We start from the raw sequence: 14,045 nt of genomic DNA, 5'->3' as shown, positions 1-14,045 counted from the left end.
GAGGGCGGCTATTACCTGAACTTCCTTTCCGACCGGAAGAAGACGTTCTTCGCCGCACTGGGACTGTCCGCCCTTGCCGGGTACGAGACGGTGAACTGGGGCGAGAGCCTGCTGCCGGACGGCTCCCGGCTCACGGATGAGGACAATTTCATCTACGGGGGTGCGCTCACGCTGGAGCTGTCCGCCTACGTGACGGACAAGATTGTCTTGCTGGTAAACGGTCGCCAACGGGTGCTGTTCGGCGGCGACTGCGGGAAATTCCACACGCAGGTCGGCGTGGGAATACGTTTTATGATTCGATAACTGCTATATAATATAATAATGTATATATGAGGACAATGATTTATAAAATGCTCACGGGCTGCTACATCGTGGCCGCCCTCGTGCTGGTCGCAGCCTGTAATGACGGGCTGGACATTCAGACGAAATACCCGTTCACGGTGGAGACGATGCCCGTCCCGAAGGAGCTGAAAGTGAACGAGACGGCGGAGATACGGTGCGAGCTGAAACGGGAAGGACGCTGGGAGGACACCCGGTACACGATCCGCTGGTTCCTCTTCGACGGGGAAGGCACGCTCAAACTGGACGACGGCACGGCGTTGCTGCCCAATGACCGCTACCCGCTGGAGAAAGAGACGTTCCGGCTCTATTACACCCCGTTGTCGGACGAACAGAGCGGCTTCACCGTCTGGGTGGAGGACTCGGACGGTCAGGCGGTCGAGCTGGAATTTTCGTTCAATGTGGACAATGAAAAGAAATAGTCCTAAAATTACAACAAAGGTGTCAAAATTCAATTTTTAAAAAGATGAACTTATAATTTGAAATTTGAGCATCCTAAAAGACTATAGAAAGGGTTGTATCATTACTTAATACAGAGTTTGATACAACCCTTTTAACTGTTATAGTTACATATCTATAACTTTTGAAAGTAGTCATTTTAGTTTTGATGCGTCTTTGTAAATATCTTATAAAAACCTATTGGCTGTTACATCTGAAAATTACACAATCATTTTACTATAACAACAACACCAATTAAATATGTGTTTTCCTATTTCATACCATTCATATTCTTGATTTGGTGTTAAATGTTCTGCTGTAACAACAGGATGTATTTGAGGTAATAGTTTTAAGCTTTCCGCTAATATATGTACTCCAAATCCTTGTATTACAACTTGATCTTTATAATTCTTTCTAAAAGATTCTTTTGTTCTTCTTTTTCGCTCTTTGTCAATAGGCTTAAACTTATTAGCAAGTACATGATTAGCTAATTCACTTTTCCAATAGTTAAAAGCAGTATCACTATAAAGATATTGAATATGTACTCCATCTTTCATATCAAAAAAAGACATATCAAATTTACGATGATTCGTTATAATGCAGTGATTACGCAAATTGTTATTTTTCCATAAACATTCATATGGTATCAAATTTTCAACTTCACATACTCTATTCATTACATAAAAATCACAATTAAAAGGATTGTCAGCCAAACTATCTTGGATTTTCTTTGCAGTTTCTCCTAAATGATTATCACCTTGAAAATGAAAATCACTATCCGCCACAGAAAAAACAAAATGTTGTTTCAATTTTTTCTCATATTCAATAACATTATTGGTCGTATTACCTCCACCCATTAAATTGTATGAACATATCGTACATGCTTTTATGCGTTCTTTTCTTTGATAATAATCTGTTAATGCTTTGAAGAAAAAAGCATCTTCAAGGTTTTCTGTAAGTAAATGTGTTTCCTCAAAAAATTCAAATCCTCTTGTTTCGATAGGATTTATAAAAATATTATTTTCCAAACGTTGGGTCTGTTTACTGAATGTTACAAAAGCTTTTACTTTCATTTTACTAGTTAATGAACCTAATTGGGTATATATTTTCCCAATTTTGTCAAATGCTGCCAATTCATATCTAGAAAACACTCCTTTATGTTTCAATAATTTAACTACATCAGCATACTGTATTATAATTGCGTGTTTACCATTTCGAATAGCAAGAGCGGCTTGTCTTAAAACATCTATAGCAACTTCATTGTCTTTGCTAAGAGCTTCCTCAATTATATCAGATTCAATCTTCAAATACATAATCAGAAAAGAAACCGTAAGGCCAATTTATTAGTTGTCCATCTTCAGAATAATATGATTTCTCTATATAATTTTGCATGCCTTCATTTGCGGCATTGAATATAAAAACATTGATATCTTCGTTACTGAATTCATGAGTAGCAATCATTTGACCAATACGACTAATTATAATTTCACTATGCGTTTCTATAATGAAACGAATATCTCTCCCTTGTTCTTTTGCTTCTTTAATTACTGTAACAAGCATTGATGCAAATAATCCCTGTAAACGAGGATGAAGATGCAACTCTGGTTGTTCAATAGCAACTATGTATTGATTCCGACCAGTTGTTCTACTATAGTTTGTTATTGCAAAATCTTTGTACAATGTCTTCCAAATTATTGCTAATATTGGTAATATTTGTGTATAGCCAAAACCAACATCAACCATATTGTGTTTTTCTTTTCCTTCTTCATTTATAATCAATTCCATGTTTCCATTCACAGAAGACACTTCTACTTCAAAACCGAACAATCTCCTTGTCCAATTTTTGAAGTTATTTAATGATTCCTTGTCAAGATTATACAAATACATTGCAAGGTTTTTCCCATCAGAATCTATTTCTTCTACTGCATAGTTTTGAAACCTATAATATCTTTGTGTCGTAGCGCGTAATGGACCAACATAAGAAATGTTATTCGAAAGACTTAATAGGTTTAGATTTATACCATCTATAATATTATTAATATGTAGCAATAAGTAAATATTATTCAACCATAATTTATTAATATGAGTATTTTTGTCTTCAACAGATAATTGTTTTGTAATATAATTGACAACATCTTCTTTACTACCTAATTTCAAAGATCTTGATATTTTTCTATACTGAGAAAAAGAACTTGTAAATTGCAACTCTCTTAACTTAGTCTCACACCACATAGGATAATCATCAGCAATATCATTTTTGGAAATAAATAATAATCTTGGTAATAAACTATTTGTTTCTGTCGCAATTACACGATCAAAATCTTCCTCTGTAGGAATTCCATTCACTTCAATTTTTACAGATGAGCGTTTGGGATTGTAATAAATTTTAATTTTCTGATCTTCAAAAGATATTGTAAGAGATTCCAAATAGTCAAAATCTTTATCTTTTTGAGATAATCTCATGTTGACTTTTAGATTTGTTTCATCTATACTTTTAAGAAATCCCCTTTGAGGAATACGGAACTTTTTTACAAGAAATTCTATTTCTAGAAATGACTGTCCCTCTTTTATAACATTGGCAAAATCCTTAAAGTCAACCTCATTACCATACCAAAGAAAAACACCATTCCTTTTAATACCTACACTTTGTTTTATCAAAGGGAACATCTTAATAAATGAACTCTTTCCACTACTATTACTTCCTACTAAAAAATTAATAGGTCGAAAGTCTATATCACCAGTATCGGTGAAGCATCTATAATTTTTGAGTCTTAATGTGTCCATTGTAATACAACTTAATTAAAAGTTATTAAAATAGCTTTACGCAACCAACTAAAACATTATAAACCAGTAGATTCATTAGAGCATTTTTACAACTTTATAGTTTCAAAACGAATGAGTTGTAAAAATATTCAAGCAATCTCACTGATAAACAATGGCAAGTTATAGAAAAAATCACTAAGCCACAAGAAAAAACGAAAATATTCCCTCCGGTATATTGTAGATGCAGTTCTTTTTATCTTCTCAAAATAGGTTGTTAGCAGCGTATGCTTCCCTAAGATTTCACACCTTGGAAAAGTGTGCATTACTCTCTAGCAAATAGAAATGATTGTGATTAAAGAACTTCTTGATAATCTACATCCTAATGTCGGAATTATATCCGATTGCAAGGAGAGTCCCAGCATGAATATCATTGACTCCCAAAGCGTGAAGGCAGCTCATTACGTAGATTACAAAAATGGAATTGACAATAACAAAAAGATTAAAGGGAGGAAATTGTATATAATAGTTGATATTCAAGGTAATCTAATATCCATTTCTTATCTACAAAGTAAGCATCTATGACAGCAAAGGAGCTTCGTCTGTCATGGATAATCTATTCATATAATCATTTGCATATTGTCAATATATTAGTGGATAGCAACCATAGGAAAGGTCTTACCATTTGAATTCTTGATATATATTATAATGGTTTACTATAGATTTCTTTTGCTTCTTGTTCTTTTCCCGCCCCGCTCACGAAAGAAAAGAAGTGCGAAACGGATGGCGAATAAAAAAGGGGACGCTTAAAGCATCCCCTCGTCCATGTAGCTAAGATAGGCGTCCTCGGTCAGTATGATGTGGTCCAAAAGCTGTACGCCGATTGCCTCGCAGCCTTTCTTCAACTGGCTGGTCAGGTTGTTGTCCGGCGTGCTCGCCACGGTCGAGCCGGAAGGGTGGTTATGCGAGAGGATGATTCCCGAGGCGTGGGAGACGAGAGCCGTCTGGAGGACGATGCGTATGTCCACCACCGTGCTGTTCATGCCGCTGCGTGAGACGCACGAGACGCCCAGCAGCCTGCCTATGCCGTTCAGGTACATCGCCCAGCACTCCTCGTGGTGCTGCATACAGTCCTCGTAGAAGGTCTTGAGGATGTCGTAAGACTCCTTGGAAGAGTGGATTTAACTCTCTTGGATGCGTCAGCGTCCTTGTAACTTACGGTGATTTGAGGGAAAGACAGTGTATTCATAATGCAAAAAATTAAAAGTGAAACATTTATTTTTTGCTTTGGGGTACGGGGAAAGAACGGACTTCATGCAAGGCTTTTGCGTGGAATACGACCCGAAGGTGTGGAGATTGCGCGCAAAACCGTCAGGTTCAGCCTTGCCACTTGTCCGTTTTTCCCCGTAGATTTGCTAAAAAATGAGTGTGGAGCTTGGCTAAAAAATCCGGTGGGTCAAGGGGTTTCTTTTTGCTTCTTTCTCTTTTCCCGCCCACGGCTCACCGAAAGAAAAAGAAGTGCGTCCGAAATGTCGGGGTGGTCGGGGTTGCCACGGGCGGGTAAAAAAAGAAGTCCGGGCGGATCGCTACCCGTCCCGGACTTCCGGCGATGAAACACAGAGGGGGGATGTTATGGCTTGATTTCCCCCGTTGCGATTAGGTTTCCGTCCGAATAATACTCTATCTTCCCGTAGGTAAACCCCATGTCGGGAATGGCTACGAAAGCGATATAGTCCGAATACTCCCTGCCTTTGAGGTTCTTTCCGACAAGGTTGTTGAATATCATGGGGATGCTATGACCGTCCTCGCTGTAAAGGACGGTTTTCCCGTTCTGTCTGATTTCCCGCTTCATGCCGTTTCCTTGAAAAGTGTCCCGTCGATAAGGTATTCCCAATTATTCTTGTGGCTCTCGTCCGTGAAATATTCCTCGCTCTCGCAATACTCGCAATCGTCTCGGCACGAGCGGAAGAAGTTTTCCAGACAGTCATGCATGAGTTCCTTGAAATTCCTGCTGTCGGGCGAGCGCATGAAGTCCATGAAGGGCTGCAAGATGATTTCGTCCGACACAACGCCCGTGAAGGGACATTCGCAAGTGACGGAGATACGGCTCCTGCGTCTTTTCTTGCGGTCTTTCGTCCAATAGACCTTGGGCTTGTACAACTCCGCATGGAAGTTGTTATAGAGGTAAGCCAGCAAGCGGACGCCCGAAAGTTCCTCCGTGTCCGTCTCGTGCTTGGTATAGAAACGGTAATAGTATGTACAACTGTCGTAACGGTAATTGGTGCAGGCAATGCGGAAAAGATTGCAGAAGGCTTCGAGCGTGTCGCAGTTCTCGGAAGCATACGGGTAATCGTTTCCCTTGGCAAGCCAGTCGGTATAGGCTCTCTGACGGACTTCGTCCTCCAGTTCCGCAATGCCGAATAGTGTATAGGTTCTCTGTACGGTTCGCATAAGTTTGAAAATTTGAAAGTTTAAAAATCGGTTCCTTTGCTATCTTTCTTTTTCGCCACGGCTCACGAAAGAAAGTAGCGGGCGGATTTCTCCGCCCTGCCCTTTGTCCTTAGGCTGCAATCTCTTCGGGTTGCGGTTGTTCCTCGGGTTGCGTTACCTTGCGCTCCCTTGCCCGTTCCTGTACCAAGAGGACGGCTTTCTTTTCCTCGATGCGCTGGTGACGCTTCTCGTACACCCCGTTGTATTCCCTTTCGATGTTGGCGAGTTCCTCCGGCATGTGCCTGCGTGCGAAGTCAAGCAAGAGGGTCGCCACGGTGTTGTTCCCGCACGCTCCCTTGAAGTTGGCTACAAGGAAGTCCCTGCGGATGATGGTCTTCATCCTCACGGTGAGGTTTCCGATAATCCCCATCTTGTCCTCGTCCGTGATATACGGCTTGTCTTCCGCAATCCCCACGGCTGCGAAGTGTTCCTTCCGGAGCGAGGACAGAAGGAAGAAGTACAACATGGTATCTTCGTCCGCACTGAACTTGCCGCCCGTGATGTCGGCTTCGAGAATCTGTCTCTTGGTGTCCTCCACCGTGCGTTCGAGTGCGATTTCCTTGTTGCGCTCGTCCTGCTTCTCCAGTTTCTCCACGGGTGAGAGCGGTGCGGGTGCGGGCGTTCCGTCCGCCGTCCCGGTCTCTGTCACGTTCTCCACGTAACAGAATGTAATCTCCTTCTGCCCGATTTTGGCATAGACGGTGATTTCCCCCGCTCCGCTCCTGCGGGTGATTTCCTCCTCCTGCTCCATGTAGTCCGCCCATTGCTGCTCGTAGCGGGTACGGGCTTCCCCGTAGCGTTCGGGGTCGTTGAAATTTTCGGCTTTGGGTTCTTTGGGGCAGTTTGGAAAGGCGGTGTACCTGTCAAGGGTCTCCACCTCGTAGCCCGAAGCGGTTAGCCGTTCTACCACCGTCTCGTTGGCGGTGTAGCGGTCACGGCAGAGCGACACCTCCGGCTGGTTCCGCATGATTTGCACGGCTCGCTCCATGAGGAAAGAGGCGTTCATTTCAGCGAGGCACGTGCGGTTGGCGCAATGCCCGCACCCGCCGTCACGGAACAACAGCAAGTTATTGGTGTTGTGTGCGCACGTGGCGCACTCGGTCTTGTCGAAGCGGTAGTATTGCAGGTCGGTGGTGAAGTTCTGTTCGATGCGCCTTGCGACATCGGTGGCTTTCAGTCCCCGCCAACTGTTATACGTTCCCTCGTCCTGCAAATGCTTCTCGTACACTTCCTTTTGAATGTCCTCCCCGTATCGGCAGATTTCAGCCGCCACGCTGATGGTGATTTCATCCGCATCCAAGAGGGCGGCGATTTCGGGGATAAGGGCGGTGAATTTCAGCCGTGTGCGGATGTAGTTCTCGTTCTTTCCGAAGAGTTGCGCCAAGGTCTGCACGGTGTGGCGTCCGCTCTCGATAAGCCGCTGATAGGCTGCGGCTTCCTCCACGGGTGTCACGTCCTTGCGCTGCAAGTTCTCGGTAATCGCCATTTCCTCGGCTTCCTCGTCCGACAACTCGGTTACGATTGCCGGAATTTCGTCCCTGCCCGCAATGACGGACGCACGGTAACGGCGTTCCCCGAAAACAATCCCGTAACGGTCTGTCCCGCCAATGGGTCGCACGGTGATGGGCTGCAACACGCCCTGCCGCTTGATGCTCTCTGCAAGCTCGTAAAGGCTCGTTTCATCGAAGCGTTTGCGTGGGTTGAAACCGCTCGGCTGAATGTCTGCCAACGCTACCATCGTGATGTTTCTCTCTGCTGCTGATTGATTTGCTTTTGTCTTCATAATCCGTTATTTTTAAGTTAATTGTTTCTAATTGTTCTTTTTGATTTTTGACAAACCGTCCCGTTCGGGCAATCGGTTTCTTTGCTATCTTTCTTTCCCCGCTCCGGCTCACGAAAGAAAGTAGCGGGCGGAAAATCCGCCCTTGCGGGCTACCTGCGGTTATAGCATACGTTCGCGAACTTCTTCTTTTGCTCTACCGCCCGTTTGAGGGTGTAGAACGTACCGCCCACGGCTACCGCATCGTAATAGACCATCAGAAAAGCGGAGTTTTCCAAAAGGTAGTCGTTACGGCGTAAGAAACAGCCCTCGGTATATCCGTCCTGCAAGGTTACCACTTCATCGGCTTGCGCCAAAATGGTGTCATAACGCCGCTTGTCGGCTTGGGTGTACCGTTCGGCTTGTCCCTTGAAGGGGACAACGCATTTCAGCCGGATATGCGGGTATTCCTTTTTGAGGTTCAAGACTTCCTCTGCTGCGATAAGGTCGAAGCCCTCGCACATTCCCGACAAAAAGGTGTCGTAGCCTTTTTTGATGCAATAACTCTCGATGGCTACAAATGTATCGAACGCCACCTCCCTGAAGAGTTTCTCACGGTCTGCCGTGAACTTGGCTATACGGTTGGTGCGGTGTCCCGAAAAGGCTACCGTCTTTTCCTTGCTAACGGGTGTTCCGTTTTCTGTCAATGTCCTTGTTTCCATATCGGTAAATATTAGAATATTAAAAGAATGATTATCAGTACGAACACGAAGCCGACAAACAGCCGCCACGCAAGGGCGAAAACAAGCCGTGCCACGAAGTAAAACAGAGCCACGACAAGCGACAAGGCGAAAAACCGCCCTGCGGCGGTGGTGAGGAAATAAACCACCGAAGCCCAAAGGATTAAGCGATATATCAGTTTGTAAACGGGTGTCGTTTTCATGTTCTTGGGTATTGTCGGGCGGATTGCTCCACCCGTGGTTCTTTAACAGTTCCCTTTCGGGATATAGCGGTTATCGGCTATCAGCCGGAAAGTGTCATAATCAGCCGTTCCCCGATAACTTAGGGACAGTTCAAAAGAGAGGTGTCCTTCCTCTATGTAGAACGTGAAGCGCAAGCCGTTGCGGGTTATCGTCCCTTTTGAACGGTTTCTCCCTTCCCATCTTACGGGTTCGTTCTCGATACTTTTCAAGAAGTCGGCTACTTTTTTCGAGTTCTCCGCATTTTCCTGCTCCACCTGCCTGTATATCTGCGTGCAGTAGTTTATCCAATCGTTTATTTTCTTGGCGGTGAACACGCCGATATTGCACGGTTTTTCATATTGGTTACCCGCCCTTTCGATGTCGTAGCGGTTGACATACTCAAAATGCTCCATGTCGGTGGCTATCCTGTATTTGTTCTCTTTGTTTATCTTGTACACATGGAAACGGATGCCGTTGTACGTGAACTCTATGCGCACGCCGTAAAATGCGGGGTATTCACCGCTTACCACGTGGTAGCCGTATTCCGCTTGGGGTATGTACTTCCTTACCTCCTGCATGAGTGGAGACAGTTCTTTTTTTGCCTGTTCCACCTTCTCGGTAAACATAGCTTTTATGTTTAACCCGTTAAATTCCTTTTCCGATAATGTTTTCATCGTCTTATGTCTTTAGTGGGGCGGACTGCTCCGCCCGTTGGTTTATACTCTTGTTCCTTTGCTGTCCCGCTTAGGCTGCTGCGGGTTCGTTTATCGGTTCGGTTACCTTGTCGGCAATCATCTTCGCCGCCTTGTTCACGTCCCCCAATATCTCCACCAAAAAGGCGGGTTCTTCCCTTAGCTTGGTGAGCCAGTGTTTCAGATAGGCGGCGTTGTTCTCCTGCGGTGCGGCTGCGTAGCCGAAGAACGCACCGCAAAGGGCTGCGGTAAGTTCGGCGACAAGTTCCTCACGGGCATAGAGCGCATCCCCGAAGAAGCTGCCGAACGTGCGGTTCAGCCGTTGGGGGCTTCCCGTGCTGTGCGCCATCTCGTGCAGAAGTGTGCCGTAATATTCCGCTCCCTGCGGGAACTGCTCACGCTGCGGGCAAACGATATGGTCGGAAGAGGGCGAATAGTAGGCACTGTCCGAATACTGCACCTTGATAGGGCAATACCAATTTTGCAGATAGACAAGCTCGTCCAACGCCTCGTAAATCATCCCGTCCGAATAGTCTTCGGGTTGCTCCCCCTTTTTCATACGCTCGTAGCGTTCGGGCTGCTTTTCGGCAAAATCGGTCTGGTCGATGTTGAAGACATTGTAATACTTCATCTGCGGGATGACCTTGTAATTTTCCTGCTCGGTTGCGGGCAGCTTGCGGTATTCCTCGTACTTGATTGTCTTTTTCGTTTCCTTGTGTACCACGAACTTAAACCAATAATAGACGGGAAACGAGCGTGCGCCCTTGCAAACACTTAAATCCTCTTCCTTCGCTTGGTTGAACGTGAGGAACACGGGCAAAGTGAATTTCATAAACTCGGTGTAGAACAATAACATCAAGACATTTCCGCCGTTATAGACCGTCCCTCTGATGTTGCGGGGCAAACCTTGTTCAAGGCTCGCAATCCACGGTTTTTGCCAATCCGTTTTCAAGCACTCGATTTTCTTGATTAACAAATCGGTGAACATCGGTGCAATCTTTTCGATAGTGTTGTTCGTTGTTGCCATAACTCACAAATTTTAATCGTTATTACTCTGTTTTCATCGCTTGTCGCCCCAACCAATTTTTTTCCCTTGGCTGATTGGGAAGAACATTGACCATCATTGATAGCGGAAAAGGTGAATTGCAACCATCTGAAAAAATGGTAAATACTACCCGCAGGGTGGAGATTTGGCATTTTTTGCGGATTTGCTTTCACCTCCGCCTACCTTCGTCAATGTTTTTCCAATCAGCTTAGGGAAAAATGCCCTGTCAGTCTATTCCATTCAATGGTAAGTTACTTGCCGGGTGCGGGAAAAAGAAGCCTTCCGGAGAGCCGGGAACGCCCGTTTCCCAAGGCAAGGAGATACGGGCGGGAGAAGTATATGGGAGGACGGTCAGCTTCCGGCTGCCGGACAAACGCCGGGGAACTCTTTCGGGCGGCACGGACGGACGTGTTCCGTTTGTCCTTCCGCCCCGATGTCCGGCTTCGGCCATGCAGCCTGCCGGAATGGTCGGAAACGGACGCCGGGACGGGACAGCCCGTGCGCCAAGGTGCAAGCGCAAGACAGTGAAAGCCCTTTCACCCACGTTAGGGATTGCAGGGGAAAGCCCACAGCATAGCGAGGACTTGCAGCAGAAAGCCCGACCCGAAGGGGAACGCCCAAACAACCACCCGCAGAACTGCTTTTAAGCATACCTTGAAAAAAGGAAGACCGAATATTCCGAAGTTTTGCCCTTATGATATATATTTGTAATTGAGCGAAGATAATAGCGGAAAATGTAGATAATTACATGTTAGTGATTATGAATCAAAAAAAGGAAATATTAGAAAAATTGGCTTTCATAAGACGCCATAAAGAATTTGCATCTTTTGGAGTAAAGGAACAAGAGGTATCTTATAATCCTTGTCTATCTGAAGAAGATATTAAGGAGTTTGAGCATAAACATTGTATAACTCTTCCTGATGATTACAGAACTTTTATTTCTGAAATAGGAAATGGAGGTTTTGGACCGGGATATGGATTATTGCCTCTTGATAAAGCTATTGTTGATTTCAAATTAAGAGACAAACCTAATATTTCCTTGAATGAAAAATTCCCATATCAAGATAGTTGGAATGAAGAATGGATAACCTCCTTTAATTGGAACGAGGGATACCCGGAAACGGAAATTGTTAATGCGTATATTAGTACCGCACATATTGCAGGCTGTCTGCAAATAAGTCATTTCGGACATGGATGTACATTTCTATTGGTGGTGAATGGAAATGAAAAAGGACATATTTGGTTTGATGGACGAGCTGATTATAGTGGACTTGTACCGAAATTAAAAGATGGGCAAAGAATATCATTTATAGAATGGTATGTAACCTTTCTTGATATGGAAATTGAGAACATAAATGAATCACTAACAAACAGCACTACCGCTTAAAGCAGAACGCTGACAAACATTAGCAACCCTGTAAATACAAATTATATGTTCATTGAAAAATTAAATCAATATACAGAAGAACAGATTATCGGATTAAAGAATGAAGATAATAAGTTGCGATTGTTGATAGAAGAACAACCTGACATAGAGAAATTGAAACTTCTAAAAGAAGCTATAATCAATGAAACGACAGAAGTAACATTGGTAATGCGTTCAAATAACAACAATCTGATTGCTTTCTCCTATTTTGAATGTATAAGTGACAATATAATAGGAGTTGAATCGTATAATTACACCGAGAATATTCTGAAAACAATTGAAGGAATTTCAATATTCAGAAATTTGAGGAGTATAGTTATTGATGCACTATATGATAATAAACTCTGTATTGACGAACTTGTTTCATTGGAGAAACTGGAAGAACTCTGTATGAGTTTTTATCCTATAACGAAATATCAATATCCTACATTGAACAAGCTGAACAGACTGAAACGATTAAAAATAAAAGGGTTAGATTCGAACATGTTGTCCTGCTTACCAAACTTGGAAACATTAACTTGTTTTAATTTAAAGGATGGGACACATTTAGGTATTAAGGCACCAAATTTAAGAAGCATAGATATATACCGTTCTCCGAAAATATTGAATCTTAATTTTTTATTGGACTTGAAAGAACTAAGATCTATTGGTTTAGACGGACTTAGCAATGTTGAAGAAATGCCGGATTTAAGCAGCCTTCATTCTTTAACCGGTATGTCTCTTGCCAATATGAAACGGTTACAAAGTTTTCCTTTATATCACGAGAATTTAAAAAACTTACTATTACAATTGCCTTTTGATGTATTGGATAATATAATTCCTGAAAATCTTCCTAACCTCAAGCATATAAGTGTAAATTTGGGAAGTGATAAAAAAAACGGAATGGTATTAGATAGATTCAAGGGTATTTGTGAAGTTGGTATATGGTAAAAAAACAAGATTGCTGACAAACAGATGAAACATTTAAAGCGGAACGCTACAAAACATTATAACCAATCATATCATGATAACGCTATATAAACAAATTGAAACAAAAGGTCTATACTACAAGGAAATGTGGTATGAAAATGCCGATAAGGTTCTAATTGAGCATTCTGGAAAAGTTGGATATGTTGGAACTATTGCGAAAACAAGTATGACAGAGAAAGAAGCAGCTATACGTTTACAGGATTTTAGTAATGTATGTGCGAGTGAAGGATATACAAAGTTGTCCGAAAATCAATTATGTACGATAGTAGTTCAATATCTATTGAAAAGCAAGGATGGAAACAAACGGGATAAATGGTTAAAAGACAAAGTTTCAGAGTATCTAAAAGAACATTTGGGCTGGCGAGGTATAGGTGTAGTCGAAAGTTTTGCAATAGATAACGGCAAATTGAATATTTATTGTATAGTCGTGGAGGAAGAACGGGCTGTATCCGCAATCAAATCATGCCTTAAAACATATCGGCTGGATTTGACACATGCGATTATCGCCGCCCGAAACTGGGATGATGAAGGCTTTAGGGTGAAATACTCTTATAAGCCTATTAATGATTTTTCGGTGATATGATTGATTATAACAAACAGCAAGCCGACTGAACAAGCGGAAGGTTGCCGAACATTACGACTCTTTTCCGTAACTTTGAAACCTCTAATGAACATGGTTATGAATAGAAACATACTCACCTTTTTAAATGAATATGCGGAAATACCCGATCCGCAATATACCATCATGTTGCGAGGCGCTTGGGGATGCGGCAAAACGTTTTTCATCCGCCAATGGATGGAGCAACTGAAAAATAACAGAGATGCGGACAAGTTAAAATGGCAGCCTATTTATGTGTCTTTATACGGTTTGACCACTACCCAGCAAATCACAGAACAAATCAACAAGGAAATATCCCCGTGGTTGTACAGCAAGGGAATGAAACTTGCCAAGAATATATTAAAAGCCGCTTCGAAAATCGCTTTGAAATACGATATTGACGGTGACGGCAAGGATGAAGGAAGTGTAACCTGTGACTTGGACTCCATTTTGTTGTTGAAAGAAGAAAATTCCGAAATAAAAGGAAACAAGATTCTGATTTTTGACGACCTTGAAAGATGTGATGTAAAACTGGAAACCTTGTTGGGATACATCAATTACTTTTCG

General features: G+C 43.0%; 16 protein-coding genes and 1 pseudogene. 7 read left to right on the top strand and 10 right to left on the bottom strand.

Going from position 1 to position 14,045, the window contains the following annotated elements; translation table 11 throughout:
- Together HMPREF0106_RS01050 and HMPREF0106_RS01055 are read left to right on the top strand one after the other, a co-directional pair.
- On the top strand, positions 1–303 hold a 303-nt coding region (locus tag HMPREF0106_RS01050; RefSeq protein ID WP_009041206.1), incomplete at its 5' end, for a conjugal transfer protein TraO.
- 26 nt (positions 304–329) lie between these two features.
- The gene (locus tag HMPREF0106_RS01055) at positions 330–761 is read left to right on the top strand and encodes a DUF3872 domain-containing protein (RefSeq protein ID WP_009041205.1); all 432 of its coding nucleotides are present in this window, start codon (positions 330–332) and stop codon (positions 759–761) included.
- 237 nt (positions 762–998) lie between these two features.
- Here HMPREF0106_RS01055 and HMPREF0106_RS01060 read toward each other — a convergent pair whose 3' ends face one another.
- The 10 genes and pseudogenes from HMPREF0106_RS01060 to HMPREF0106_RS01105 form a co-directional block, all read right to left on the bottom strand.
- Entirely contained in the window at positions 999–2,090 is a 1,092-nt protein-coding gene (locus tag HMPREF0106_RS01060) for a hypothetical protein (RefSeq protein WP_009017684.1), read from the bottom strand.
- Complete coding sequence (locus HMPREF0106_RS01065) at positions 2,074–3,561, bottom strand: AAA family ATPase (RefSeq protein ID WP_009017685.1); 1,488 nt, start codon at positions 3,559–3,561, stop codon at positions 2,074–2,076. Before HMPREF0106_RS01065 ends, HMPREF0106_RS01060 begins: the two co-directional genes overlap by 17 nt.
- Before the next feature lie 782 nt (positions 3,562–4,343).
- Positions 4,344–4,786, bottom strand: a pseudogene (locus HMPREF0106_RS01075) (JAB domain-containing protein).
- A gap of 381 nt (positions 4,787–5,167) precedes the next feature.
- Positions 5,168–5,389: a hypothetical protein gene (locus tag HMPREF0106_RS01080; protein ID WP_009041203.1), complete on the bottom strand. Its 222-nt coding sequence runs from the start codon at positions 5,387–5,389 to the stop codon at positions 5,168–5,170.
- Positions 5,386–5,988, bottom strand: a complete 603-nt coding sequence (locus HMPREF0106_RS01085) for a hypothetical protein (protein ID WP_009041202.1) — start codon at positions 5,986–5,988, stop codon at positions 5,386–5,388. Before HMPREF0106_RS01085 ends, HMPREF0106_RS01080 begins: the two co-directional genes overlap by 4 nt.
- 109 nt (positions 5,989–6,097) lie before the next feature.
- Positions 6,098–7,810 (bottom strand): ParB/RepB/Spo0J family partition protein, encoded by a 1,713-nt coding sequence (locus HMPREF0106_RS01090; RefSeq protein WP_009041201.1) that lies wholly within the window; start codon positions 7,808–7,810, stop codon positions 6,098–6,100.
- Positions 7,811–7,959: 149 nt separating this feature from the next.
- Complete coding sequence (locus HMPREF0106_RS01095; RefSeq protein ID WP_009041200.1) at positions 7,960–8,508, bottom strand: SLOG family protein; 549 nt, start codon at positions 8,506–8,508, stop codon at positions 7,960–7,962.
- Positions 8,509–8,519: 11 nt separating this feature from the next.
- On the bottom strand, positions 8,520–8,729 hold the full coding sequence (locus tag HMPREF0106_RS26520) for a hypothetical protein (protein ID WP_009041199.1): 210 nt from the start codon (positions 8,727–8,729) through the stop codon (positions 8,520–8,522).
- Positions 8,730–8,771: 42 nt separating this feature from the next.
- Positions 8,772–9,422, bottom strand: a complete 651-nt coding sequence (locus HMPREF0106_RS01100; RefSeq protein WP_009041198.1) for a hypothetical protein — start codon at positions 9,420–9,422, stop codon at positions 8,772–8,774.
- 70 nt (positions 9,423–9,492) lie between these two features.
- Entirely contained in the window at positions 9,493–10,467 is a 975-nt protein-coding gene (locus HMPREF0106_RS01105; RefSeq protein ID WP_009041197.1) for an ArdC family protein, read from the bottom strand.
- 236 nt (positions 10,468–10,703) lie between these two features.
- On the opposite strand from HMPREF0106_RS01105, the gene HMPREF0106_RS01110 reads away from it, so the two are divergent.
- The 5 genes from HMPREF0106_RS01110 to HMPREF0106_RS01130 form a co-directional block, all read left to right on the top strand.
- On the top strand, positions 10,704–11,132 hold the full coding sequence (locus HMPREF0106_RS01110) for a hypothetical protein (RefSeq protein WP_009041196.1): 429 nt from the start codon (positions 10,704–10,706) through the stop codon (positions 11,130–11,132).
- A 113-nt stretch (positions 11,133–11,245) separates the two neighbouring features.
- Positions 11,246–11,872: an SMI1/KNR4 family protein gene (locus tag HMPREF0106_RS01115; protein WP_032851662.1), complete on the top strand. Its 627-nt coding sequence runs from the start codon at positions 11,246–11,248 to the stop codon at positions 11,870–11,872.
- Between the two features lie 45 nt (positions 11,873–11,917).
- On the top strand, positions 11,918–12,841 hold the full coding sequence (locus HMPREF0106_RS01120; RefSeq protein WP_009041194.1) for a hypothetical protein: 924 nt from the start codon (positions 11,918–11,920) through the stop codon (positions 12,839–12,841).
- A 73-nt stretch (positions 12,842–12,914) separates the two neighbouring features.
- Positions 12,915–13,463 (top strand): hypothetical protein, encoded by a 549-nt coding sequence (locus HMPREF0106_RS01125; RefSeq protein ID WP_009041193.1) that lies wholly within the window; start codon positions 12,915–12,917, stop codon positions 13,461–13,463.
- A 96-nt stretch (positions 13,464–13,559) separates the two neighbouring features.
- On the top strand, positions 13,560–14,045 hold a 486-nt coding region (locus tag HMPREF0106_RS01130; RefSeq protein WP_232286799.1), incomplete at its 3' end, for a P-loop NTPase fold protein.

This window comes from Bacteroides sp. D22, from assembly GCF_000163675.1.
In the GTDB taxonomy this organism is placed as follows: domain Bacteria; phylum Bacteroidota; class Bacteroidia; order Bacteroidales; family Bacteroidaceae; genus Bacteroides; species Bacteroides xylanisolvens.
The sequence above is the reverse complement of the archived record's forward strand: the minus strand, read 5'-3'. Positions and strand labels throughout refer to the sequence as shown.

What these genes read in the sequence shown, in the direction of transcription:
- HMPREF0106_RS01095 (WP_009041200.1), bottom strand. Translation starts at nt 8,508, where the DNA reads ATGGAAACAAGGACATTGACAGAAAACGGAACACCCGTTAGCAAGGAA.
- HMPREF0106_RS01080 (WP_009041203.1), bottom strand. Translation starts at nt 5,389, where the DNA reads ATGAAGCGGGAAATCAGACAGAACGGGAAAACCGTCCTTTACAGCGAG.
- HMPREF0106_RS01110 (WP_009041196.1), top strand. Translation starts at nt 10,704, where the DNA reads ATGCCCTGTCAGTCTATTCCATTCAATGGTAAGTTACTTGCCGGGTGC.
- HMPREF0106_RS01125 (WP_009041193.1), top strand. Translation starts at nt 12,915, where the DNA reads ATGATAACGCTATATAAACAAATTGAAACAAAAGGTCTATACTACAAG.
- HMPREF0106_RS01105 (WP_009041197.1), bottom strand. Translation starts at nt 10,467, where the DNA reads ATGGCAACAACGAACAACACTATCGAAAAGATTGCACCGATGTTCACC.
- HMPREF0106_RS26520 (WP_009041199.1), bottom strand. Translation starts at nt 8,729, where the DNA reads ATGAAAACGACACCCGTTTACAAACTGATATATCGCTTAATCCTTTGG.
- HMPREF0106_RS01115 (WP_032851662.1), top strand. Translation starts at nt 11,246, where the DNA reads ATGAATCAAAAAAAGGAAATATTAGAAAAATTGGCTTTCATAAGACGC.
- HMPREF0106_RS01085 (WP_009041202.1), bottom strand. Translation starts at nt 5,988, where the DNA reads ATGCGAACCGTACAGAGAACCTATACACTATTCGGCATTGCGGAACTG.
- HMPREF0106_RS01060 (WP_009017684.1), bottom strand. Translation starts at nt 2,090, where the DNA reads ATGTATTTGAAGATTGAATCTGATATAATTGAGGAAGCTCTTAGCAAA.
- HMPREF0106_RS01120 (WP_009041194.1), top strand. Translation starts at nt 11,918, where the DNA reads ATGTTCATTGAAAAATTAAATCAATATACAGAAGAACAGATTATCGGA.
- HMPREF0106_RS01055 (WP_009041205.1), top strand. Translation starts at nt 330, where the DNA reads ATGAGGACAATGATTTATAAAATGCTCACGGGCTGCTACATCGTGGCC.
- HMPREF0106_RS01100 (WP_009041198.1), bottom strand. Translation starts at nt 9,422, where the DNA reads ATGAAAACATTATCGGAAAAGGAATTTAACGGGTTAAACATAAAAGCT.
- HMPREF0106_RS01090 (WP_009041201.1), bottom strand. Translation starts at nt 7,810, where the DNA reads ATGAAGACAAAAGCAAATCAATCAGCAGCAGAGAGAAACATCACGATG.
- HMPREF0106_RS01065 (WP_009017685.1), bottom strand. Translation starts at nt 3,561, where the DNA reads ATGGACACATTAAGACTCAAAAATTATAGATGCTTCACCGATACTGGT.